At 59.3% G+C, this 22,203-nt stretch carries 22 protein-coding genes; 12 read left to right on the plus strand and 10 right to left on the minus strand.

Translation table 11 applies throughout. The annotated features are described in order from the left end of the window. Window positions 1-486: 486 nt before the first annotated feature. The 6 genes from JOE32_RS22105 (at window position 487) to moaE (ending at window position 5,979) form a co-directional block, all read left to right on the plus strand. Window positions 487-2,460, plus strand: coding sequence for a phosphatidylserine/phosphatidylglycerophosphate/cardiolipin synthase family protein (locus tag JOE32_RS22105; RefSeq protein ID WP_209988895.1), 1,974 nt, complete (start codon window positions 487-489; stop codon window positions 2,458-2,460). Between the two features lie 2 nt (window positions 2,461-2,462). Beyond that, entirely contained in the window at window positions 2,463-3,491 is a 1,029-nt protein-coding gene (locus tag JOE32_RS22110) for a DUF6396 domain-containing protein (RefSeq protein ID WP_209988898.1), read from the plus strand. Window positions 3,492-3,669: 178 nt separating this feature from the next. Further along, on the plus strand, window positions 3,670-4,698 hold the full coding sequence (locus tag JOE32_RS22115) for a sel1 repeat family protein (protein WP_209988901.1): 1,029 nt from the start codon (window positions 3,670-3,672) through the stop codon (window positions 4,696-4,698). 116 nt (window positions 4,699-4,814) lie between these two features. Next, complete coding sequence (gene moaC / locus JOE32_RS22120; protein ID WP_209988905.1) at window positions 4,815-5,288, plus strand: cyclic pyranopterin monophosphate synthase MoaC; 474 nt, start codon at window positions 4,815-4,817, stop codon at window positions 5,286-5,288. Continuing rightward, window positions 5,285-5,527: a molybdopterin converting factor subunit 1 gene (moaD, locus tag JOE32_RS22125; RefSeq protein WP_209988908.1), complete on the plus strand. Its 243-nt coding sequence runs from the start codon at window positions 5,285-5,287 to the stop codon at window positions 5,525-5,527. Before moaC ends, moaD begins: the two co-directional genes overlap by 4 nt. A gap of 2 nt (window positions 5,528-5,529) precedes the next feature. Further along, on the plus strand, window positions 5,530-5,979 hold the full coding sequence (moaE, locus tag JOE32_RS22130) for a molybdopterin synthase catalytic subunit MoaE (RefSeq protein WP_209988911.1): 450 nt from the start codon (window positions 5,530-5,532) through the stop codon (window positions 5,977-5,979). A 149-nt stretch (window positions 5,980-6,128) separates the two neighbouring features. Here the strand turns inward: moaE and rhlB are convergent, their stop codons facing one another. Beyond that, window positions 6,129-7,574, minus strand: coding sequence for an ATP-dependent RNA helicase RhlB (gene rhlB, locus JOE32_RS22135; RefSeq protein WP_209990694.1), 1,446 nt, complete (start codon window positions 7,572-7,574; stop codon window positions 6,129-6,131). Between the two features lie 95 nt (window positions 7,575-7,669). After that, window positions 7,670-8,326, minus strand: coding sequence for an alpha/beta hydrolase (locus JOE32_RS22140; RefSeq protein WP_209988914.1), 657 nt, complete (start codon window positions 8,324-8,326; stop codon window positions 7,670-7,672). A gap of 346 nt (window positions 8,327-8,672) precedes the next feature. Between JOE32_RS22140 and JOE32_RS22145 the strand changes: the two genes are divergently transcribed. From JOE32_RS22145 to JOE32_RS22160, 4 genes are all read left to right on the plus strand, one after another. Then, window positions 8,673-9,704: an amino acid ABC transporter substrate-binding protein gene (locus tag JOE32_RS22145; RefSeq protein ID WP_053254520.1), complete on the plus strand. Its 1,032-nt coding sequence runs from the start codon at window positions 8,673-8,675 to the stop codon at window positions 9,702-9,704. Window positions 9,705-9,776: 72 nt separating this feature from the next. Further along, window positions 9,777-10,958: an amino acid ABC transporter permease gene (locus JOE32_RS22150; RefSeq protein ID WP_209988917.1), complete on the plus strand. Its 1,182-nt coding sequence runs from the start codon at window positions 9,777-9,779 to the stop codon at window positions 10,956-10,958. 10 nt (window positions 10,959-10,968) lie between these two features. Continuing rightward, window positions 10,969-12,066 carry an amino acid ABC transporter permease gene (locus tag JOE32_RS22155; RefSeq protein ID WP_057006782.1) on the plus strand — a complete coding sequence of 366 codons (1,098 nt, stop codon included), beginning with the start codon at window positions 10,969-10,971 and terminating at the stop codon, window positions 12,064-12,066. 11 nt (window positions 12,067-12,077) lie between these two features. After that, window positions 12,078-12,842, plus strand: a complete 765-nt coding sequence (locus JOE32_RS22160) for an amino acid ABC transporter ATP-binding protein (RefSeq protein ID WP_065934436.1) — start codon at window positions 12,078-12,080, stop codon at window positions 12,840-12,842. Between the two features lie 51 nt (window positions 12,843-12,893). Here the strand turns inward: JOE32_RS22160 and JOE32_RS22165 are convergent, their stop codons facing one another. Then, window positions 12,894-13,388 (minus strand): type II toxin-antitoxin system MqsA family antitoxin, encoded by a 495-nt coding sequence (locus JOE32_RS22165; RefSeq protein WP_209988921.1) that lies wholly within the window; start codon window positions 13,386-13,388, stop codon window positions 12,894-12,896. Then, complete coding sequence (locus JOE32_RS22170; RefSeq protein ID WP_209988923.1) at window positions 13,385-13,696, minus strand: type II toxin-antitoxin system MqsR family toxin; 312 nt, start codon at window positions 13,694-13,696, stop codon at window positions 13,385-13,387. Before JOE32_RS22170 ends, JOE32_RS22165 begins: the two co-directional genes overlap by 4 nt. A gap of 159 nt (window positions 13,697-13,855) precedes the next feature. Between JOE32_RS22170 and JOE32_RS22175 the strand changes: the two genes are divergently transcribed. Next, a complete protein-coding gene (locus JOE32_RS22175) occupies window positions 13,856-14,515 on the plus strand; it encodes a FadR/GntR family transcriptional regulator (protein WP_209988926.1) in 660 nt (219 codons plus the stop codon). Beyond that, complete coding sequence (locus JOE32_RS22180) at window positions 14,505-15,770, plus strand: CynX/NimT family MFS transporter (RefSeq protein WP_209988928.1); 1,266 nt, start codon at window positions 14,505-14,507, stop codon at window positions 15,768-15,770. Before JOE32_RS22175 ends, JOE32_RS22180 begins: the two co-directional genes overlap by 11 nt. Window positions 15,771-15,773: 3 nt before the next feature. Here JOE32_RS22180 and JOE32_RS22185 read toward each other — a convergent pair whose 3' ends face one another. The 6 genes from JOE32_RS22185 to JOE32_RS22210 all read right to left on the minus strand — a co-directional run bounded on the left by JOE32_RS22185 (window position 15,774) and on the right by JOE32_RS22210 (window position 22,176). Continuing rightward, window positions 15,774-16,391, minus strand: coding sequence for a DUF1120 domain-containing protein (locus JOE32_RS22185; RefSeq protein ID WP_209988931.1), 618 nt, complete (start codon window positions 16,389-16,391; stop codon window positions 15,774-15,776). 45 nt (window positions 16,392-16,436) lie between these two features. Continuing rightward, entirely contained in the window at window positions 16,437-17,081 is a 645-nt protein-coding gene (locus JOE32_RS22190) for a DUF1120 domain-containing protein (protein WP_209988934.1), read from the minus strand. 10 nt (window positions 17,082-17,091) lie between these two features. Next, window positions 17,092-18,219 (minus strand): DUF1120 domain-containing protein, encoded by a 1,128-nt coding sequence (locus tag JOE32_RS22195; RefSeq protein ID WP_209988937.1) that lies wholly within the window; start codon window positions 18,217-18,219, stop codon window positions 17,092-17,094. Window positions 18,220-18,230: 11 nt separating this feature from the next. Then, window positions 18,231-20,678, minus strand: a complete 2,448-nt coding sequence (locus JOE32_RS22200) for a fimbria/pilus outer membrane usher protein (RefSeq protein ID WP_209988940.1) — start codon at window positions 20,676-20,678, stop codon at window positions 18,231-18,233. 122 nt (window positions 20,679-20,800) lie between these two features. Beyond that, window positions 20,801-21,547, minus strand: coding sequence for a fimbria/pilus chaperone family protein (locus JOE32_RS22205; RefSeq protein ID WP_231423015.1), 747 nt, complete (start codon window positions 21,545-21,547; stop codon window positions 20,801-20,803). 2 nt (window positions 21,548-21,549) lie between these two features. After that, window positions 21,550-22,176: a DUF1120 domain-containing protein gene (locus tag JOE32_RS22210; protein WP_209988943.1), complete on the minus strand. Its 627-nt coding sequence runs from the start codon at window positions 22,174-22,176 to the stop codon at window positions 21,550-21,552. Window positions 22,177-22,203 lie beyond the last annotated feature (27 nt).

Here is a 22,203-nt window from a genome sequence, read left to right on the forward strand (position 1 = left end):
AACCGTCGTATTCGGATCAGACGGCTATTTCACCAAATCTGAAAGTCTTTTTCAGAGTTTCCTTAGCGGTCCTGCCCAACTCAACCGCGACAACCCCGCATGGCCGAGAGACTCTGTCACACAGAAACTCAGCTTTGTTGCCGGTCAAAGTAACGCGGCCGGCTACCAGGCGTGGGCGGGCATGCCTTATAAGATCTTCGCAGACGGGGCCGTTGCTGGCCAAGGGGTGATGGACGAGACAGGTAGCATTGCAGTGGATCACCACGTTACGACCAGTCGCTACCGGGTTGAGCTGGCCAATGGCGCTAGCTACGAGGTTCCAGTAAACGGCGACTACGTCGGCGAACCACGCAACGCCGAACTCGCTAACCAAGGTTTACATCGCCATCAAAGCCAACCACACCCAGACATTACCCCTCCGGGTAGTCGGAGCGAGTTCCGAGAGTCTTACACCCAGTTGACCACCCCAGATACGAAGGCTTGAGCATGAGTGTACCCATTACTACTCCCATCGCGACCAGCAAGACCAGCTCATGCAACCTCAACTTGCGGTGGTTCGTGGAAAACACTGAATACCCTCCAGTAGCTGCCACGTTTGAGCCGTTGGTCAATGGTGAGCGCGCCTTTGGTGCTTTGTACGACGCAATCATGGCTGCTAAGCACAGTGTAGAAATCATCTGTTGGGGCTTTCAGCCGTCGATGTATTTCAAACGGGGAGATACCAGCACCTTGTGTATTGGCCAATTGCTTTGTTTAAAAGCGAATCAAGGGGTCAAGGTGCGCGTTTTGTGCTGGTCAGACAGTGCGCACGTAACGGCTGCTTTTTCGGAAAATATGACACCCGGTCGCAATGCCGCATCATTCATGTCTGGCGGGAGAAATGACGAGCAACGCGAGTTTGATTGGGAATGGCAAAAACGCGCGACAAGTGCACAAATTCAAAAACATTCTTGGGTAGAACGCAAAACGCCCCTTGGTCTACTTTCGCGTGGTGGCAGTAATTTATTGGCCGAGCTTTTCAGCGCAGGTAAAGAAGCCTTCACTAATATTGAGTTTGTAGCACGTGATTTGGGCCTCATTGACCGAGTGGAGATTGCTTGGCAAGTGGCGATGAGGAGTGCTGACAGTGGCCGTTCATTGTACAACAAGGCCGTTACGGCGGGTTCTATGGCGGCGGTTCCAACACACCATCAGAAGATGGTGCTGATCGACTACGAAACCCCGACTGAGGCCGTTGGCTTCGTCATGGGTCACAATATGTTGGATGCCTATTGGGATAAGGACGACCATAGCGCTGCGAAGATGCACGCGCAGTTTGGGCGTAATGGCCAAACCCCACGGCAGGATATTTCCAGTCGTGTTACCGGGCCGCCGTTGGAATATTTGAATCAGAATTTCGCAGAGGCTTGGTTGAAGGAGACGAATGTCGATCTTTTAACACCGAGAAAACCTATCGCAAAGGCCCTTAAAGTTCGTACCGGTTTCGGCCCACCTATGCTGGCTCAGGTCTTGCGAACGCAGACGCAGAGAGGTGTGCGAGACATAAAGAAGCTTTATCTGCAAACGCCCTTAAACGTAACCAAATATCTGTACATAGAAAATCAATACTTTCGCTGGCCGCCATTGGCTGAAAAAATCAAAGAGGCTGTTCGAATTCAGTTCAACGCGGGGCGACGCTTAGATGTTGATGGCCCAATCTATCTATTTGTAGTCACCAACTCTACACAAGAGGGTATGGGGGACGGTACAGTAAATACCTACAGAATGCTAAAGCAACTAGGTCGCCCCGATATTATTCCCAGCGTAGCCCGATTGGAGCGTAATGACGAACTGCAAACTCAAGTTAAGCAAGCCAAGGATCGCTACGATTCTGCGAGAAGCAAGATTACTATCATCGAAGGTACTTATGGGACTTCGTATAACGCTTCCAATACTAAGCTTTGGGAGGCGCAAAGACGAGAGCTACAAACATCCGAAGAGGAATACAGAGCGCTGAAGGCCAAACTGCCTGAGGAAAGTTCCAAGTCGATAGTCGTTGAGGATATTTCAGGGCTAAAAGTCCTTGTCTGTACACTAGTGGCGCCCGACTCTCAGCCGGGAAACTGGATTGATGTTTATATTCACAGCAAATTGATGATTATCGATGATGTTTTTACTACCCTGGGGTCTAGTAATATAAATAATCGGAGCATGGAGGTCGATAGCGAGTTAAATATATGTATCGAGAATCCGGCTGTATCTAAGCCCCTGAGAAAACATTTGTGGGGTATTCATACGAATGGAGAGGGTCAGCAGGATCAAGTTGGAAAGGCTTTCGATAAATGGTCGGAAATAGCGCGCTCAAATGCCTGGATTAGAGAGGCATCTATACAAGGCGCCATAGACGGTTCAAAAGCATCGCCCATCGCTTCCCTAACAGAGTTTAGACGAGACAGCGCTGCGCGCACCTACAAGGACTGACTATGTTTTTTCGCAAAGCTTTATTAATTGTTTTTATATTGAATCTGAGTGCGTGCGACGAGGAGAAATCAATGCATATAACGGAAGGCGAAATAAGTAGCGCCTATAAAAATATTTCTTTTGTTTGTCGGCATGAGTCTGAAACTCTCCCTCCGATCAGCCGTGAGGCGGAAGTGCTCTATAACTATGGAGCGTATCTCGCTCACAGTGCTGGACCCAAGAATTACTCTGAGATTGCAAGATATTACAGGCTGTCGAGCGAGGCAGGCAACTACAAAGCGTCGACAAATTTACACTCGCTTATTTCTCAAGGTCTTATAAGTAGTCAACACCCTGAAAAAGAGACAATAGATATTGTAGAGAAAATGATTGCTGATGGTATTCCAGGAGGGTACTACGATATGGCGCATTACCTCGAGTTAGGCTACGGAGTTCAGCAGGACAGCAGCCGTGCAAATGCGTACTTTCGAAAATCTGCAGATATGGGTAATCCAGACGCCCAGTTTTATGTTTCTAAACTGCTTGGGAGTATTAAGGGAGCAGGTGGCGTCGCGCTGGAAATGAGAAAGTGTGCGCTACAGCAAGGACACGCCGAAGCAGCTTTGGATTACGTTGGCTACATGCGAGCTGTTGGTGACTACGCCTCTGCGTTGGTCGGATTTCAAGAAGGCGTGCGTTTTGGTAATGCGTCAAGCGCTTCATTTCTGCGAAACGGATTTCTGACATCCGATCCAAGCAAGCGATTGTATTATATAGGGCAAAAGGTGGATGTTGAGCGCTCAAAGCGCTACGAAGTCATCAACGAGTTTTTAACCACTTATGAATCGCTCGGGGCCACCGTCCTGGAAATAGACAACATTGTCCCGCTGCCTCCTGCCAAACTACCAGACTGGGACGGCACATTCGAATGGAAGAAAAAGCGGGATTCAACTTTACCTCCAGAAAAGCCATCGGAAAAAATAATACGTGCATTGAGCCAAGAGAAAAGTCTCGATCCTCAAACAGGACTGTCGCTACAAGGGGCTCAATAACGATCACTGCTGATACAGGCTTGTCTTGCCAGTGCCCTGAGGAGAATGCTCGGAATTCAGTTGTGAGCAAAGCCAGCACATTGCAGACCCTTTGGAGGTACCAGATAGAAAGACGTTCTGGTGCAAAAACTGCGCCTCATTATAGTCGGGCTAAAAAAATGTACTATAGGGAGTATCAATGATCGTCAGAATTATTATTTTATTTTTTTTAATGGTTAATCTCGTCGGGTGCGAAAAGGAGAGGGATTTGCACGTGTCAGTAAGTGATATTAATCAAAGCTTGAACAAGCTTGTCTTCGTTTGTATAAACGAAAATGCTCACCTGCCGGCTATTAGTGAAAGAGCACTAAGCCTCTATCGTTATGGTAGATTTCTGGCGTCGAGCCCAGGCGAAAAAAACTACGCAGGCATTGGCAGACTTTATCGACTTGCTTATGCTGACGGTAATTACAAAGCAGCCACAAACTTGCATGCCTTAATATCGCAAGGTCTCATCACAAGCGAAAATCCCGAAAAAGAAGTGATCGATATTGTCGAAAATCTCATATCCCAGGGCATCCCCGGCGGATACTATGACATGGGTCATTATTTAGAGGCCGGCTATGGCGTCAAGCAAGATGCGAGTAGAGCACATGCCTATTTTCGTAGAGCGGCAGATATGGGCAACCCTGACGCACAGTTTTACGTTTCAACATTACTTGAGGAGATTGAATCCGCAGAACCTGTCGTTATTGCCATGAGGCGTTGCGCAATGAATCAAGGGCACGCCAAAAGTGCACTTAATTACGGTCTTTTTTATAAAGTCCGAGGTGACTACCCGGAAGCGATTAAGGGGTTTCAGGCTGGCACTCGTAATGGCGATAGCACCAGTGCCAGTTTTTTGAGTGAGGGGTTTTCAACATCAGACCCGAAAGACAGACTAAATTACTTCGCATTATCGAAAGATTCAGAACGTGCTCGTCGGTACGAAAAAATCAGTCAGTTTTTGGATCGCTACGAATCCCTTGGTGCCACCGTTCCCGATATCGACAATATCGTCCCCCTGCCTCCAGCGAAGCTACCGGATTGGGACGGCACATTCGAATGGCAGAAAAAACGGGACTCAACGCCACCACCCGAAAAACCGTCGGAAGAAATGATTCGCGCATTGAGTCAAGAGAAAGGCCTGGACTCGGAAACCGGCCTGCCTCTGATCACAATCAAATAAACGCAATTGCGGCAGATGAGCGTCGTCTTCATCATCTTGGCAAGGCCCGGACAATCAGACGTGCACCGGCTTGAGCCTCGGGTTTACAATCCCTGCTCCTGTTCAGGAGTAACGCTGTGCTGACTCATCTCGATTCCCAAGGTCGCGCCCATATGGTCGACGTCACCGACAAGTCCGTGACGTTCCGTGAGGCGGTGGCCCAAGCGCGGGTGCGCATGTTGCCGGCCACCCTGCAAATGATTGTCGACGGCGCCCACCCCAAGGGCGACGTGTTCGCCGTGGCCCGCATCGCCGGGATCCAGGCGGCAAAAAAAACCAGTGATCTGATCCCTCTGTGCCACCCGCTGATGCTCACCGGCGTCAAGGTCGAACTCAGCGCCGAAGGCGTGGATACCGTGTGCATCGTGGCGCGCTGCAAACTCTCCGGCCAGACTGGCGTGGAGATGGAAGCCCTGACCGCCGCCAGTGTTGCCGCGCTGACGATCTACGACATGTGCAAGGCCGTGGACCGTGGCATGACCATCGAAAGCGTGCGTCTGCTGGAAAAGCACGGCGGCAAGAGCGGGCATTTCAAGGCGGATGAGCAATGAGCATCAATGTGCTGTTTTTTGCGCGCTACGCCGAAGCGGTGGGCTTTGATTCGCTGGAGATGGAGGGCGATTTCGCCACCGTCGATGCAGTGCGCCTGGCGTTGGCGAGCGACCCTGAATTTGCAGTGCTCAACGAGAGCAGCTTGATGTGCGCGCGCAACGAGGAATTGTGCGATCTCAATGAACCGGTGCAGGCCGGTGATGAAATCGCGTTTTTCCCGCCCGTGACCGGAGGCTGAACATGGCGATTCGTGTGCAGGCCGGCGCCTTTGACCCGGGCGCCGAGGTCAATGCGATGCACGCGGCCAATGCCGGTGTGGGCGCGGTGGTCAGTTTTGTCGGCTATGTGCGCGACTTCAATGACGGGCGCGATGTGTCGGGGATGTTTCTCGAGCACTATCCCGGCATGACCGAAAAGGCCCTGGCGAAAATCGGCGTGGAGGCCGAGCAGCGCTGGCCGTTGCTCAAGCTGGAAGTGCTGCACCGCATTGGCGTGCTGGAGCCGGGCGAGCCGATTGTGTTCGTCGCGGCCGCCAGTGCGCATCGCCAGGCTGCGTTTGATGCCTGTGCGTTTGTGATGGATTACCTGAAGACCCGGGCGCCGTTCTGGAAGAAGGAAAATACGCCGGACGGGGCGCGTTGGGTGGAAGGGCGCAGCAGTGATCACGCGGCAGCGGATCGCTGGAAATAGCCAGCCGGACACATATCTCAACACCAGCAGAGATCAAAATGTGGGAGGGGGCTTGCTCCCGATAGCGGTGGATCAGTCACAACATCATTGACTGACAACCTGCTATCGGGAGCAAGCCCCCTCCCACATTGTTGACCGCGTTTTAGCCCTTATGGGCGTTTGCGATCCACAGCCCGCAATAGATGCGTCGACGGCGTTTCACAGCTGATCTTGCGCCCCAGCAGCGTCTCGATCGACGGCAACTGATACGAGTCATCTTCCCCGGCAAAGCTGATCGACACGCCAGCGGCACCCGCACGACCGGTCCGGCCGATGCGGTGCACGTAGTCGTCCGGCACTTCCGGCAGGGTGAAGTTGATCACGTGGCTGATGCCGTCAATGTGAATCCCGCGTCCGGCCACGTCGGTGGCCACCAGCACGCGAATCTTGCCTTCGCGGAAGCCTTCGAGGGTCTTGATGCGCTTGTGTTGCGGCACATCGCCCGACAGTTGCGCGGCGTTGACGCCATCGCGCACCAGGCGCTCCTCGATGCGGCGCACTTCGTCCTTGCGGTTGGCGAACACCATCACGCGCTCCCAACCGTTGTCGTTGATCAGGTTGTAGAGCAGCTTGTACTTGTCGGCACCGGCCACGGCGTAGATGTGCTGTTCGACGTTTTCGCTGGCGACGTTCAGCGCTTCGATCTCGACGATGGACGGGTCAGTGGTCCACTGCTTGGCGAGGTTCATCACGTCTTCGGTGAAGGTCGCGGAGAACAGCAGGGTCTGACGTTCGTCTTTTGGCGGGGTCTGGCGAATGATCTGACGCACTTGCGGGATGAAGCCCATGTCGAGCATGCGGTCGGCTTCGTCCAGCACCATCACTTCGACCATGTCCAGGTGCACGTCGCCGCGCTGGTTGAAGTCGAGCAGGCGGCCCGGCGTGGCCACGAGGATGTCGCAGTGGCGGGCTTCGAGGTGCTTGAGTTGCTTGTCGAAGTCCATGCCGCCCACGAACGTCATGACGTTGAGGCCGGTGTACTTGGTCAGGTCGGCGGCGTCCTTGGCGATCTGCACCACCAGCTCGCGGGTGGGGGCGATGATCAGTGCGCGCGGTTCACCCATATAGCGCTCTTTGGGCGGTGGCGTCTGCAGCAGTTGGGTGATGATCGAGATGAGAAACGCGGCGGTCTTGCCGGTGCCGGTCTGGGCGCGGCCGATGGCGTCCTTGCCGGCGAGGGTGAAGCCCAGCACCTGCGCCTGGATCGGCGTGCAGTACGGGAAGCCCAGGTCCTGGATGGCGTGCATCAGTTCCGGGGCGAGCTTGAAATCGTGGAAGCGGGTCTTGCCTTCCTGAGGCTCGACGACGAAGTCTTCGAGTTTCCAGGGGATGACTACCGGTTTGGGCTTGGGCGCACGTTCGCGAGGTGGCCTGGGAGCGGCGACGGGTTCCACCGCTGCGGCAGGTTCAGGCGGTTGGGCAATCGGCGCGCTGCGTCCTGGCTGATGAGCGTCCGTGCGCCGAGGGGCGGCAGGAACAGGCGCACTGGCAACTGGCGCGAGCGGCTCAGCCTCGCTTTTGCCGAACATCTTCTTGAGTGCTTTGAGCACGGTGATCTCATTAATGGGTTAAGGAATGTACGCCGGCCAGTGTAATGCAAGAATCGGGCGCGGCGTAGTGCGTCTGTCATACGGCTACATAAAGGCCGGGTTCAGCTCAGTCGCGCGAGCAACCAGGCACCGATGTCGTGAATCTCCTGAGGTAACACTTCGTGGCCCATTGGGTATTCCTGCCATGTCACGGTGACACCACGGCTCTTCAAATGCTCGAAGGCGCTGCGGCCCATGGCGTTCTGTACCACCTCGTCGTACTGGCCATGCAGGCACAGCGCCGGAATGCGCTGTTGGCTGGCGGACAAGTGCAGCTCGTCGTCGAAGGTAGGCGCATAGGTGGAGAGGGCGATCACGCCACCCAACGGCCCCTGCCAGTTCAGATACGCGGTATGAAATACCACTGCGCCGCCCTGGGAAAAGCCTGCTAGAAAAATCCGCGAGGCGTCTATTCCGGTTCTCTTCTGCGCTTCGATGAGGTCCGTGACCCTCTGCGTGGACGCGTACAGCTCTTCCAGGCTGATCGAGCGTGCCGGGCTCATGGCCTTGATGTCGTACCAACTGGGCATCGCGTAACCGCCATTGATGGTCACCGCGCGGGTCGGCGCCTGGGGCAGCACGAAGCGGGTCGACAGCAGGGTTTCCTGCAGCGCTTCGGCCACCGGCATGAAGTCGTAGCGATCAGCGCCCAGGCCATGCAGCCAGATAACGCAGGCGTCTGCGGGCTTGGCGGGCTGAAGAATCAAGGGGTCGGTCATGTCTGCTCCATAAATGTGCGGGCGCTCCGATTGGGTGCGTCGGAACGGTGCGTAGCGGGTTGATCTGTTAACAAAGTGTCGCAAGGTTGAATCTTTTGCTCTTGACCCTGTGCTGAATCGACTCAGTCGTCACTCTGGTACGGCGCTTGCTATGCACAGAGCGATGTCAGGTCTCTTCCACGTCGGTAACACTATCAGTGACGCCGCTTGTGGGATAGCAACTGGACTTATAGCGACAGCCTCAAACCGTTTGACCCCAAAAAAAGCCAACACGGGTCAAAGTCGCCTCAAAAGGGTGCGGTGGGGTTCGAGCTCCGACACAACAAGAGCAAAACTGGAGGTTTGAATGAAGGTATTGAAATCCACCCTGGCCATCGTCACTGCGGCCGCTGTATTGGGTGTCAGTGGTTTTGCCCAAGCTGGTGCCACCCTGGACGCCGTGCAGAAGAAAGGCTTTGTGCAATGTGGCGTGAGTGACGGCCTGCCGGGTTTCTCGGTACCGGATGCCAGCGGCAAGATCCTCGGGATCGACGCTGACGTGTGCCGCGCCGTAGCCGCTGCCGTCTTTGGCGACGCGACCAAGGTCAAGTTCAGCCAGTTGAATGCCAAAGAGCGTTTCACCGCGCTGCAATCGGGCGAAGTCGACATTCTGTCGCGCAACACCACCATGACCAGCTCTCGCGATGCGGGCATGGGCCTGAAATTCCCGGGCTTCATCACTTACTACGACGGCATCGGCTTTCTGGTAAACAACAAGCTGGGCGTTAAAAGTGCCAAGGAACTGGACGGTGCAACCATCTGCATCCAGGCCGGTACCACCACCGAGCTGAACGTTTCCGACTACTTCCGTGGCAACAACCTCAAATACACCCCGATCACCTTCGACACCTCCGATGAAAGCGCCAAGTCGCTGGAATCCGGACGTTGCGACGTGCTGACCTCCGACAAGTCCCAACTGTTCGCCCAGCGCAGCAAGTTGGCTTCGCCGAAGGACTACGTGGTGCTGCCGGAAACCATTTCCAAAGAACCGCTGGGCCCGGTCGTGCGTAACGGCGACGACGAGTGGCTGGCCATCGTGCGCTGGGTTGGCTACGCCATGCTCAACGCTGAAGAAGCCGGCATCACCTCGAAAAACGTTGAAGCCGAAGCCAAGTCCACCAAGAACCCGGACGTTGCACGTCTGCTCGGTGCCGACGGCGAATACGGCAAAGACCTGAAAGTGAAGAAAGACTGGGTCGTGCAGATCGTCAAGCAAGTCGGTAACTACGGTGAAGTGTTCGAGCGCAACCTGGGCAAGAGCACCCCGCTGGAAATCGACCGCGGCCTGAACGCACTGTGGAACAACGGCGGCATCCAGTACGCACCCCCTGTGCGCTGATCGCTGATGGTTCTGTCACCCGGTGGGCCAACCGCCGGGTGATGTTCTGTTCCATTCTTTTCGGGGCACTTCATGCAAAATCAAATCGGCGCACCCAAGCAGAAGCTCAGCTTCAGCGATCCCAAAGTGCGTGCGTGGCTCTTCCAGATCATCACGATTGTGGCGGTGGTCTCGCTGGGCTGGTACCTCTTCAACAATACGCAAACCAACCTTCAGCACCGGGGCATCACCTCGGGGTTCGACTTTCTTGAGCGCAGTGCCGGCTTCGGCATCGCGCAGCACCTGATCGACTACACCGAATCGGACAGCTATGCCCGGGTGTTTGTGATCGGCTTGCTCAACACCTTGCTGGTCACCGTGATCGGTGTGGTCCTGGCGACCCTGCTCGGCTTCATCATCGGCGTGGCGCGCCTGTCGCCCAACTGGATGATCAACAAGCTGGCGACCGTGTATGTGGAAGTGTTCCGCAACATCCCGCCATTGCTGCAGATTCTGTTCTGGTACTTCGCGGTGTTCCTGACCATGCCGGGGCCGCGCGCCAGTCACAACTTCGGCGATACCTTCTTCGTCAGCAGCCGTGGCCTGAACATGCCGGCAGCGCTGGCCGCCGATGGGTTCTGGCCGTTCGTGATCAGTGTGGTACTCGCCATCGTCGCCATCGTGCTGATGACGCGCTGGGCTAACAAGCGCTTCGAGGCCACGGGCGTACCGTTCCACAAGTTCTGGGCCGGTCTTGCACTGTTCATCGTGATCCCGGCGTTGTGCGCCTTGATCTTCGGCGCGCCGCTGCACTGGGAAATGCCCAAACTGCAAGGCTTCAACTTCGTTGGCGGCTGGGTATTGATCCCCGAACTGCTGGCGCTGACGTTGGCGCTGACGGTCTATACGGCGGCGTTCATTGCCGAGATCGTGCGTTCGGGCATCAAGTCCGTCAGCCATGGCCAGACCGAAGCCGCGCGCTCCCTGGGCCTGCGCCCCGGGCCGACGCTGCGCAAGGTGATCATCCCGCAGGCGCTGCGGGTGATCATTCCGCCGCTGACCAGCCAATACCTGAACCTGGCGAAAAACTCGTCACTGGCCGCCGGTATCGGTTACCCGGAAATGGTTTCACTGTTTGCCGGCACGGTGCTCAACCAGACCGGCCAGGCGATTGAAGTCATTGCCATCACCATGAGCGTGTACCTGGCGATCAGCATCAGCATTTCCCTGCTGATGAACTGGTACAACAAGCGCATTGCGCTGATCGAGCGGTGAGGAAACCTGCATGAGTTCGCATACGTTCAAACCTGATATGCCGCCGCCGAACAAAGTCTTCGGGCCGATGGCATGGATGCGCGCCAACCTGTTCTCCAGCTGGCTCAACACCCTGCTGACCCTGTTGGCGTTTTACCTGATTTATTTGGTGGTCCCGCCGATCCTCAGCTGGGCCATCCTCGACGCCAACTGGGTTGGCACCACCCGCGCCGACTGCACCAAGGAGGGCGCCTGCTGGGTGTTCATCCAACAGCGCTTCGGGCAGTTCATGTACGGCTACTACCCGGGCGACCTGCGCTGGCGCGTGGATCTCACCGTGTGGCTGGCCATCGTTGGCGTGGCGCCGTTGTTCATCTCGCGCTTCCCGCGCAAGGCGATCTACGGCCTGGGCTTTCTGGTGCTGTACCCGATCATCGCGTTCTTCCTGCTGCACGGCGGCGCCTTCGGCCTGACCAACGTGGCGACCAGCCAATGGGGCGGCCTGATGCTGACCCTGGTGATCGCCACGGTCGGCATCGCCGGCGCCTTGCCGCTGGGCATCGTGCTGGCGCTGGGACGGCGCTCGAACATGCCGGCGATTCGGGTGGTCTGCGTGACCTTCATCGAATTCTGGCGTGGCGTGCCGTTGATCACCGTGCTGTTCATGTCCTCGGTGATGCTGCCGTTGTTTTTGCCCGAAGGCATGGGCATCGACAAACTGCTGCGGGCGTTGATCGGCGTGATCCTGTTCCAGTCGGCCTACGTGGCCGAAGTGGTGCGCGGCGGTCTGCAAGCCATTCCTAAAGGTCAGTACGAAGCGGCTGCGGCAATGGGCCTGGGCTACTGGCGCAGCATGGGCCTGGTGATTCTGCCGCAAGCCCTGAAGATGGTGATCCCGGGTATCGTCAACACGTTTATTGCGTTGTTCAAGGACACTAGCCTTGTGATCATCATCGGCCTGTTCGACCTGCTCAACAGCGTCAAGCAAGCTGCCGCCGACCCGAAATGGTTGGGTATGGCCACTGAAGGCTACGTGTTCGCTGCCCTGGTGTTCTGGATTTTCTGTTTTGGTATGTCGCGCTATTCCATTCATTTGGAACACAAGCTCGACACAGGCCACAAGCGTTAGGAGTTGATGTGATGAGCGAAGCGATCAAACAGCCTGTGAGCCCTGAAGGCATTATCCAGATGCAGGGCGTCAACAAGTGGTACGGCCAGTTCCACGTGTTGAAAGACATCAACCTCAACGTCAAGCAGGGCGAGCGAATCGTGCTGTGCGGCCCGTCGGGGTCGGGCAAGTCCACCACCATCCGCTGCCTCAACCGTCTGGAAGAGCACCAGCAGGGCCGCATCGTGGTCGATGGCGTGGAGCTGACCAACGACCTCAAGCAGATCGAAGCGATCCGCCGTGAAGTCGGCATGGTGTTCCAGCACTTCAACCTGTTCCCGCACCTGACCATCCTGCAGAACTGCACGCTGGCGCCGATGTGGGTGCGCAAGATGCCCAAGCGCAAGGCCGAGGAAATCGCCATGCACTACCTGGAGCGCGTGCGCATTCCGGAGCAGGCGCACAAGTTTCCGGGGCAACTCTCCGGCGGCCAGCAACAGCGTGTGGCGATTGCCCGCGCGCTGTGCATGAAACCCAAGATCATGCTGTTCGACGAACCGACTTCAGCGCTTGATCCCGAGATGGTGAAAGAGGTTTTGGACACCATGATCGGCCTGGCCGAAGACGGCATGACCATGTTGTGCGTGACCCACGAAATGGGTTTTGCGCGCACTGTGGCCAACCGTGTGATCTTCATGGACAAGGGCGAAATCGTTGAGCAGGCGGCGCCGAATGACTTCTTCGACAATCCGCAGAATGATCGGACCAGGTTGTTCTTGAGCCAGATTTTGCATTGATCGAAGCGTGAATGAATAAACCCGGCCTGGCGCCGGGTTTGTTTTTTGGGGCTAGGACGCCTTGAGTGCTTCTGCGTCGTCGTTCACGGTGTAGGTGAAGGCGCCACGCAGATCAGCGCCGTCTGCCAGGATCTTCGCATCCGCAAGCAAGTGCGGGTGACGATCCAGAAGCCGCATCAGCAGTACCAACGGTTTGGGGGCAAGCAACTCGCCACGTTCGTAGCGAGAGAATGCGTTGTGACCGCCGCCGGACAGCAACTCCACCGCTTCCTTTTGTGTCAGGTGCAGTTTGCGGCGGATGCGTTTCATCTCGGCGCCGATCATTTGCCGAGCGGCGAGGATCAACTCATCCTTTGCTTGGCCGTAGCGGTCTGCGCTGTCGTTGTCCTGGTCCCAGAATCCGTCGCCGCAGACCTTGCATTCCCAGCCTGATAGATTGTCGATCCGACGTTCCATGCCCTTGATGCTGATGGTTTCGCTGCGACCCTCGAAGTGGTGCAATGCGTCGGGGGCGCCGCAGATGTAGCACAGCTCTGCTTTTTTCATGGATTTTTCTCCTTGAAAGAGACTACCGGAGGTCTACCGTTTGTTCGGTACGTGACCTTGATGTAAATCTGCGTGCCTGTTGAGTGAGTGTGGTACACGTCCTGCCAGACTCGATGGTCTCCATAAGTGGTCATCGACTTGTACAACATCCAGTTCTGTAACTCATAAATGACGGCCTGCATGTCTTCGATGCTATAGCCAAGAGCCTCACCGCACTCCTCTGCCGTGCGGGTAAACGCTTTCCTGCCAAGCCGCCTCACATCCGCCTTTATCACCGCCAAATCGTAATGAGGTGTGTACTTTTCCATAAGACACCTGAGTCCAATAATTACCCTATAAGGGTAATTTTACCAATCGAAAATACTGCTCCTTTTCCTGCTTCAGAACCCTAGTGCCTTGCCTTTGTAGGCAACTCCGAATAGGTTGTAGGAAAATTCATCCTATGATTGGACGAAAGCACGAAATCCATGACAGACATCGCCCCCCTGATCAAACGCTCCCTGGTCGACCAGGCCTTGGAGCAACTGCGCTGGCGTATCACCGAAGGCAAATGGGCCATCGGCGAGCGCCTGCCCACCGAGCCGGAGTTGTCCGCCGAGCTGGGCATCAGCCGCAACACCGTGCGCGAGGCGATGCGTGTATTGGCGTTTTCCGGGTTGATCGAAATTCGCCAGGGTGACGGCAGTTACCTGCGTTCGATGAGCGACCCACTGGGCACGATGCGTGTGCTGTCCCATTGCTCCCTGGAGCAAGCGCAAGAGACGCGGCAGATTCTGGAAGTGCAAGCGATCGGCCTTGCAGCCCTGCGCCGTACCGAGCACGACCTCAAGGTCTTGCGGGTGGCACTCGAGGCCAGCGCCGCGCTGTACCACGGCGACCTGGAGGCCTATATCAGCGCCGACCTGGTCTTCCACCAATACTTGGTGGATGCCGCGCACAACACCGCGTTGAGCGAGCTGTACCAATACTTTTCCGCGATCGTCGGCGCGCAGTTGCGCCAGACCCTGAACATCACGCCACGTCGCCAGGCGGTGTTCGACCTGCACACCGAACTGCTCGATGCGGTGGAACAGCAAGATCCGCAGCGCGCCAAATCCCTCTGCCGGCAGTTGATCAATGAACCGTAAAACCAAACCTGCGACCGAACTCGAAGAACTGTTGATCGACGCTGAAATCGACGACGAGGTGGTGCAGCACAGGCATCCGGTCGTCACGCGGCCTTGGTTGCTGTTGCTGGGGTTGATCCTGGTGGCGCTGAATCTGCGTCCGGCGTTATCGAGCCTGGCTCCGCTGCTCAGCCAGGTGTCCGACAGCCTTGGATTATCGGCAGCCAGGGCCGGGTTGCTGACCACCTTGCCGGTGCTGTGCCTGGGCCTGTTCGCACCGCTGGCGCCGATCCTGGCACGGCGCTTTGGCGCCGAGCGTGTGGTGCTGGGGATTTTGCTGATGCTGGCCGCTGGTATTACGCTGCGCAGCGCGTTTGGTGAGGCGGGCCTGTTTAGCGGCAGCCTGATCGCCGGTGCCAGCATCGGCATCATCGGCGTGTTGTTGCCGGGTATCGTCAAGCGCGACTTCGCCAGGCAGGCCGGTGCCATGACCGGTGTGTACACCATGGCCCTGTCCCTGGGGGCGGCGCTGGCGGCGGGGGCGACGGTGCCGTTGAGCCATTACTTTGCCGACAGCTGGTCGCTTGGCCTGGGCTTCTGGATGCTGCCGGCGCTTATCGCGGCGTTGTTCTGGTTGCCCCAGGCCCGGCACAAACACACCGCTCACCCTGTGGCTTCGCGGGTCAAAGGTCTGTTGCGCGATCCGCTGGCCTGGCAAGTGACCCTGTACATGGGGCTGCAATCGTCGCTGTCATATATCGTGTTTGGCTGGATGCCATCGATTCTGATCGACCGGGGCCTGAATGCGACGGACGCGGGGTTGGCGCTGTCTGGATCCATCGTCTTGCAACTGCTCAGCGCACTGACCGCGCCGTGGCTGGCCACGCGTGGCAAGGATCAGCGCCTGGCGATTGTGGTGGTGATGCTAATGACGCTCGGTGGCTTGTTCGGCTGCCTGTACGCGCCGATCGACGGCCTCTGGGGTTGGGCGGTTTTGCTCGGCCTGGGGCAGGGTGGCACGTTCAGCCTGGCGCTGACCCTGATTGTGCTGCGTTCGCGGGACGCACACGTGGCGGCCAGCCTCTCGGGCATGGCCCAGGGTTTCGGCTACACCCTGGCGTCGATGGGGCCGCTGGCCGTGGGTTTGATCCACGACTGGAGCGGCGGCTGGAGCGCGGTCGGCTGGGCGTTCGGCGTGATCGGGGTGGCCGCCATCATCGCCGGCCTTGGCGCTGGCCGCGCGCTGTACGTGGGTGCCGGCCGCGCGCGGCGCTGAGGGCTACAGGTATTTGACTTCCAGCGTGGCTGAGCCGTCGATCGGCAGCTCATAGTCCACGTTCAGGTTGTCGGCGCGATAGATGATGGTGTCGACGCGCAGGTCGACCACCAGGTCTTTGGCCGGTAATACCTGGGAGGCATCGTCCTGCGTGGCGATCGAGGTGTAGCGGCCGGGTTTCATGAAATCGTGCTTGTACCAGGTGTCGCCCTGGTTATCGGAGCCGATTGTCTGCACCGCCACGTTGTCGGCGATCGCATTGGCCAGGCCCAGTGTGTAATGGCCCAGCCGCTGACCGCCCGCGATGAAACCCAACCCGTATCGGTCGTCAAAAACGCTCGAACCGACGCGATTGTCGATCGAGTGCAAGGCGAGCGTGGTGGCGGCCTCACAGTTCACGCCCAGGGTCAGCAGGTGGCTTGCGATGAGGGTCGGTTCGGTCAGGTTCAGGTCTTTAATGGAGATTTTACCGTGATCGATCACGCCGCCACCGGACAGGCTCGGGGTGCAGGCACTGGGTGTGATCAGGCCGCGAACGCCAAGGTCGACGCTGGACGCTGCGACCGCGTGGCCCGCGCTCGCCATTACGGACGCGGCAAAAAACATGTTCAGGCGCTTCATGAAGTGTTCCTTTTTTCAGGGAAAGGGTGGGTGTCGTGTGTTTGTTTACAGGTACACAACTTCCAGGGTGGCCGAGCCGTCCATCAGCGTTTCCACACTGAGATCAAGGTTCTGCCGGGCGTTGATCGTGGCTTCAAGCGTCAGCGTGCTGGTCAGGCTTCGGATGGCCGAGGGGCCGGCAACGCTGCCCATCACGTCGGTGAATCCCAACAGGCTGCGCGAGCCAATATCGATGGGGTTGAGGTTGGCGGTGCGCCAGGCCACGCCGCCGGTGGTGGACTCGGTGCCGTACGCCACCGCCAGGTCGTCGACGACGGTTTGTTTCGGGTCGAAACTCACCGAATACACACCGATCTTGTTGCCGCTGGTGTCCAGTCCCAGGCCGTAGAAAATTTCGCTGTTGACGTGGGCCGTGCCGTCGCGGTTGTCGCGCATGCGCAGGGCGAAACGGCCGGGGGCGTTGCAGTTTACTGTCAGCGTCAAGTATTTAAGGGGCAGGCGGGTGCCTTTGGTGAGATTGAGGTCATTGCGGGAAATCTTGCCGAAGTCGATCAGGCCGCCGCTGGATAACAGTGGCGTGCAGGCCATCGGCGTGATCAGGCCCGTGACGGTCAGGTCAACGGTCGATGCGGCGTGCGCCGCGCCCGTCAGCAGGGGTAATGCAATAAGTGGCATCAGCAGGGGTTTCATGGCGGTGCTCCTAGGGATAGTGAATTTCGAGGGTGGCCGCGCCGTCCAGCCGCACCTCGCTGGCCAGGTCCAGGGAACTCAGCGGTGCGATCACCGCTTCCAGGCTCGCGGTGGCGCTGAGTTGTTGAATTGGCAAAGGGCCGCTGGTACTGCCGACGCTCGCGCTGAAGCCCAGGTAACGGCTGGCGCTTATCGAAAGCGGGCTGGCGCTGGCGCTGCTCCAGGCCGAGGTGCCCGTGGCCGAATCGGTGCGATACAGCTGTGGCCAACTGTCGGCGGTGGTGCGTGCGGGATCGAATATCAGGCGATAGCGGCCAATTCTGTTTTGCCGGGCGTCCAGGCCAAGGCCGAAGAGGGTGTCGTCGGCCGGCCCCGTTGCTGAGCCGACGCGGTTGTCCCCCAGGCGCAGGGTGAAGGCGCTGGGCGCATCGCACGCCACGCTGACGATCAAGGGACGTGCGGGCAGCGTGGTCTCCTTGTGCATGTTCAGGTCCATCACCGACAGTTTGCCGAAGTCCACCGTGCCGCCGCCGGACAGGCTCGGCGTACAGGCTGCCGGCGCAAAGCGTGCCTGCAGGCGCAGTTCCTGCGAGCGGCCGCCATTGATGGCATCGAACACGCCGCTTTCGTCCCATGTCACCGCATCGTTGACCCGCGATGCGTCTGCGCTGGCCCAGGCGCTGACGTGAATCTGCACTGACAAGCTGCGCCCGCTCACCGGCACGCCGGCGCGCATCGGTACGATGCCGTGTTCCGGCCGCCAGCGCAGGCTTGTCGCGGTGCTGATCGGGGACTGGCCGCTGCCGGCGAGCAAGCCCAGGTCTACCGCCCGACCATCGAGCAGTGCATCGCCCACCTGCAACCCGTAGCTGCCGCGCGCGGTGAACGCGAAGCGCTCGATGCCTGCGCCCATGGCGCGATAGAACAGGCTCATGTCGGTGGTGTTCGGGCAATTGAAGGTCAGGCTCAAGCGCCGTTCGCCCAATAAACGGTCGGCCTTTGGCGTCAATGCGACGGCGCGATTCATCAGGCCGAAATCCACCAGCGATTCGCTCAGGTTCAACTGGCACTCATCCGCGCCGAAGGCGCAGGCGCCCGGCAGCAAGGCGAGGGCGAGCAAGGCAGGTTTCAAACCCATGGTTAAGGTCCTCATGGTTGGCACCGCGCCGGTGCGGTTTCGTAATACGCGTCGGGATTGCCGCGTTCGGGCAGCTCGAATTCGAGGCGGCAGCGGGCCTGGCCCGGCTCGCTGATCCACAGCGCACGGCGGTTGAGCACGTCGGGCAGGAACACCTGGCTGCCTTCCTGCACCAGGGTCACGAACTCGCCGTCGTCCGTACTCACGGCTGCGCCCCGTGCGAGCGGTCGGCCATCGGCAGTGCTGACGTTGAGCAGCGCGCGGCGCGTCAGGGCGACGCCGAACTCGACTTTATCCACCGCACCACGCCCGGCGGACAGCACCGCCAGGCCGTTGCTGATATCGGCATTGCGCGGCAGCGAACGGGTTTGCACTTCCACCGGGCTGCGCCCATACGGACTCAGTTGCGGCACCACGGCCTGGCCTTGCCAGTCGGTCCACACCGGGCCGCTGGGGGTGCTGACCTGGATACCGGCCATGTCGCCCACCGACATCACTGCAAAGGTCTCGCGCACGGGGTAGGGCGAGAAGGTCAGGCCGTCGCCGTGCAGCACCACGCCACCGCGCGCGCCGCCCTGATAGCTGGAACGCTCGGCATTGTTGCGGGTGTAGTTGAAGTCCAGTTGGCTGTAATAGGGCAGCGCCGAGACGCCGAGGGACGATTCCACCTCACGGTCGCGGCTGTCGCGCTCCACGCCCACGCGGTAGCTCAGTTGGTCGTTGAGCTGTTCGCTGAGTCCGGCGCCTGTACGCTGTTCGCCGCCGGCATTACGGGTCCAGGCGCGACCCCTGCGGTTTTCGCCCAGGGGCACGCTGATGTTCAGGTACACGCTGTCATCGCTCTGCTGGCGCCCGCCGACTTGCCACTCGGCACTGGCCGACACCGACACCCGACCAACACGGCTACCCCACGACGCCAATGCCCGGCTGCTGTTGTCGCCGGTGAAGTTGGAGGAGCGCGAGACCCCGGCGCTGAACGCGCCGAGCATCGGGTGCGACCAGGACGCTGTGGCGCTTTGCTGGTCGCGGTAGCGCGTACGTTGTTGTTCGCGGGTCGTGGTGGTGTAGGTGGAGTCTTCCAGGTCGCGGTAGCCCAGGCTGCGCCAGGAGCCGGCCGTGGTGATCGACCAGCTTTCGGACACGCGTTGGGACCACGAAAAATCGCTTTGCACGCCGCGTTCGTTGCCTTGGCGGCTGGCCTGGGCGAACTGGGCCGAGACCTGAAACTGGCCGTCCTGCCAGGGCAACCACCCCAGGTTCAGGCCGCTGGCGCGGTAGTCTTCAGCGGCCAGCACGCCGGCGCCAATGCTGACCTGCGGGTGCAGCGCGCCGCTCCAGCCGCCGCTTAGCACCCACGGCTCGGCGCCTTCACCTCGGCCGACCTTGCGCACCCGACCGGCGGCCACCGAATAGCCCGGTGCCGGCAGTCCCAGGCCGAGCATGGCGGCCGGCACCGTGAAGCGTCGCTCTTGCCCCGTGGTTTCCCTGATCGTGACTTCCACATCGGAGCGCCCGTTCAGGCGTCGCACGTCAGTCAGCGAAAACGGCCCGGCGGGCACCACGGTGGAATGAATCAGCGTGCCGTTCTGGCGCACCTCCACCTGGGCCGGACTGTTGGCGATGCCGGTGATCGTTGCGCCCTGGTTCTGGTCCTGCAGTGCGGTTTCGTTCAGCACCTGGGCGCCGGTAATCTGCGCGCCGGCCAGCACCGGGTTGTACAGGGTGAGCTGTCCGGCCTGGAACACCGCCTGTTGTTCGGCGAAGGTGCGTTGGGCGTAGGCGTCCAGGTGCGTGGTGCGCGAGACCTTGTCCTGCCAAGTGCGCACCTGGCGGCTGCGCACGATCCAGTCACCGGCATTGAAGCCCACCTCGGTGTTGGCCGAGCCGAAGCGGCTGTTGTCTTCGCCATACTCGTTATACAGACCGGTGAGGTCGTAGTTGAGCAGCCCGGCAAACCCGCCGGTCTGGTAGCCGGACACGTCCTGCTCCGCCGGACGCAATGCGTCCGTGGGCACCACCAGCGACAGGCTGAGGCTGGCCGGGTCTTGCTCGATGACGGTTTGCGGGTAGGCGTCGAGAAAACCGTGGCACTCGGCGTTGGCGTCCGGCGCGCGCAAATTGCCCGCGTCCAACAGCGCCTGGTTAAAGCACAGCGCGCCGCGGTCATCAAACACCACCTCCACGCGCCCGCGCCGCTGGCCATTGACGTTGAGGTTGAGGGCATGACGCCCGGACGCGAATCGGGGCGCCTGTAGCAGCAGGTTGGCAAGCTGCGGGTCGATGCCGCGCTGGGACAGGGTTTGTGGGTCGAACGAACCGGCGCTTTCGTCGGCCAGGCTATCGCCGTTCGGCAGCGTGGTGCCCAGGCTCAGCGCCAGACCTGCCAGCAGTCGGCGCAGTGTACGCGGTGAAACGCCGGGCATGGCTTTGCCGTCACGATCAGTCTTAACTGTGCTCACAAGGTGTACTCGTATTAGAGAGATGCGCCGCGCCACTCCCTGACTCGGGCACACTCCTGGTGGCCTTCAATGGGAGGCCACTTCGTCGTCAGGGCGCCGCAACCCGTCCTGCGGCGCTGTGATCAAAGGGTGATCGGTGCTTCGTAAGGCCCCACGGCAAACCCGTAGACGGTGGCCGGCTGCAATTGCACGGTGCTGGCCCGGGTCTGGCTGGCGGTGACCGTCAGGGTTTCGCCCGGCAACACATAGGTGCGTGGCAACAGTGCCGAACCGTTGCCCGGTAACAGCCTCAGCTCCTGGGCCAGGCGCACCACGTAGGGCGTCGGGTTATGCACGCTCAACTGGTTGTTTTGCAGGCTCCAGGTCAGGCCGGTCCAGGGCGTGCGGTTGGGGGCCAAGCCCTTGGGATGCAGGATCACCGGCAGGTTCTGGCGCACCGTTACGCCCACGCGGGCATGGCCGGCCTCGGCGGCGGCACGGCCCTGGGGCATGCCTTCGAAGATCACGCGTTTCAAGCGTTGCGTGGTCAGTGGCGTCGGTGATTGCAGGATGAAACGGATCAGCTGGCTTTTGGACGGCTCAACCCGCGTCAGCGGTGGTGTGACAAACAGCAGCGTTGCGGTGTCTTCCGGAATGTCTTCGAGGGTCACATGCAGCAGCGCCAGCTTTGAGTCGGTGTTGGTGACCGACACCGAGGCTTCGCCATCGGCTTCATTGACGATCACCACCGAGGTATCCGGCACCATGCCGTCGGCCAGCACCAGGGTCGGCCCCCACAAGGTCAGGGCCACGGCGGCCAGGTACAGGCCGGTGTAGCGAACAAGGTTGAACAGCCGTGAGAGCAGGGCAAAACGCGGGGCGGGAAACATGGCTAGAGGTACCTCAGGTCGAGCACGATGGAGCCGTCCAGCGGCACGTCCTGGTCGAGAGTCAGAAAGGCGGCGGCGTTGATCGACGTGTCGATCTGCAAGGTGGCGTCGATCCTGCGATGGGGTTCAGGGATCAGCGTGCCGGGCGTGGCGAAGCCCATGTAATTGTCTGGATACGCATTGTCTTCCGGAAACCAGGTCTCGCCCTGGTTGCTTGACGCCAGGACCAGCACGCGCAGGCTGTCGCCGTACGCTTCGCGAATCGCCAACGAGACCGATCCCAGGCGCTCACTTGGCGCATGAATGTTGTGGCCCAGGCCGTAATAAAATCCCGGCCCTACAGACGACGCGGCGCGGTTATCCACACCCACCAGCACAAACAGCACTGGCTGATTGCAGCTCACGTGCAGGTCAAGGTTGCGCGTGGGCAGCGCGGTGAATTCGTAGTGGTTGAGTGAGCGCGCCGGCACCCGTCCGTGATCGACAACGCCGTCGGAGGACAGGGACGGTGCGCAGGCGCTGGGCGTGATGACGCCGGTTAATGTCATCTCGGTGGACGACGCACACAGCGCAGGTGTGGCGGGAAGGCAGAGGCACAGCGTCAGCAGACGGCGCGAGAGCATGTTCATGGTCAGGTTTGAAACCGTGATTTAAGG

The organism is Pseudomonas sp. PvP025 (assembly GCF_017832155.1).
Taxonomy (GTDB): Bacteria; Pseudomonadota; Gammaproteobacteria; order Pseudomonadales; family Pseudomonadaceae; genus Aquipseudomonas.

Coding starts and splice junctions, on each gene's coding strand:
- JOE32_RS22105 (WP_209988895.1), top strand. CDS start 487: ATGAGTGTACCCATTACTACTCCCATCGCGACCAGCAAGACCAGCTCA.
- JOE32_RS22110 (WP_209988898.1), top strand. CDS start 2,463: ATGTTTTTTCGCAAAGCTTTATTAATTGTTTTTATATTGAATCTGAGT.
- JOE32_RS22115 (WP_209988901.1), top strand. CDS start 3,670: ATGATCGTCAGAATTATTATTTTATTTTTTTTAATGGTTAATCTCGTC.
- moaD (WP_209988908.1), top strand. CDS start 5,285: ATGAGCATCAATGTGCTGTTTTTTGCGCGCTACGCCGAAGCGGTGGGC.
- moaE (WP_209988911.1), top strand. CDS start 5,530: ATGGCGATTCGTGTGCAGGCCGGCGCCTTTGACCCGGGCGCCGAGGTC.
- JOE32_RS22140 (WP_209988914.1), bottom strand. CDS start 8,326: ATGACCGACCCCTTGATTCTTCAGCCCGCCAAGCCCGCAGACGCCTGC.
- JOE32_RS22145 (WP_053254520.1), top strand. CDS start 8,673: ATGAAGGTATTGAAATCCACCCTGGCCATCGTCACTGCGGCCGCTGTA.
- JOE32_RS22150 (WP_209988917.1), top strand. CDS start 9,777: ATGCAAAATCAAATCGGCGCACCCAAGCAGAAGCTCAGCTTCAGCGAT.
- JOE32_RS22155 (WP_057006782.1), top strand. CDS start 10,969: ATGAGTTCGCATACGTTCAAACCTGATATGCCGCCGCCGAACAAAGTC.
- JOE32_RS22160 (WP_065934436.1), top strand. CDS start 12,078: ATGAGCGAAGCGATCAAACAGCCTGTGAGCCCTGAAGGCATTATCCAG.
- JOE32_RS22165 (WP_209988921.1), bottom strand. CDS start 13,388: ATGAAAAAAGCAGAGCTGTGCTACATCTGCGGCGCCCCCGACGCATTG.
- JOE32_RS22170 (WP_209988923.1), bottom strand. CDS start 13,696: ATGGAAAAGTACACACCTCATTACGATTTGGCGGTGATAAAGGCGGAT.
- JOE32_RS22175 (WP_209988926.1), top strand. CDS start 13,856: ATGACAGACATCGCCCCCCTGATCAAACGCTCCCTGGTCGACCAGGCC.
- JOE32_RS22180 (WP_209988928.1), top strand. CDS start 14,505: ATGAACCGTAAAACCAAACCTGCGACCGAACTCGAAGAACTGTTGATC.
- JOE32_RS22185 (WP_209988931.1), bottom strand. CDS start 16,391: ATGAAGCGCCTGAACATGTTTTTTGCCGCGTCCGTAATGGCGAGCGCG.
- JOE32_RS22190 (WP_209988934.1), bottom strand. CDS start 17,081: ATGAAACCCCTGCTGATGCCACTTATTGCATTACCCCTGCTGACGGGC.
- JOE32_RS22195 (WP_209988937.1), bottom strand. CDS start 18,219: ATGGGTTTGAAACCTGCCTTGCTCGCCCTCGCCTTGCTGCCGGGCGCC.
- JOE32_RS22205 (WP_231423015.1), bottom strand. CDS start 21,547: ATGTTTCCCGCCCCGCGTTTTGCCCTGCTCTCACGGCTGTTCAACCTT.
- JOE32_RS22210 (WP_209988943.1), bottom strand. CDS start 22,176: ATGAACATGCTCTCGCGCCGTCTGCTGACGCTGTGCCTCTGCCTTCCC.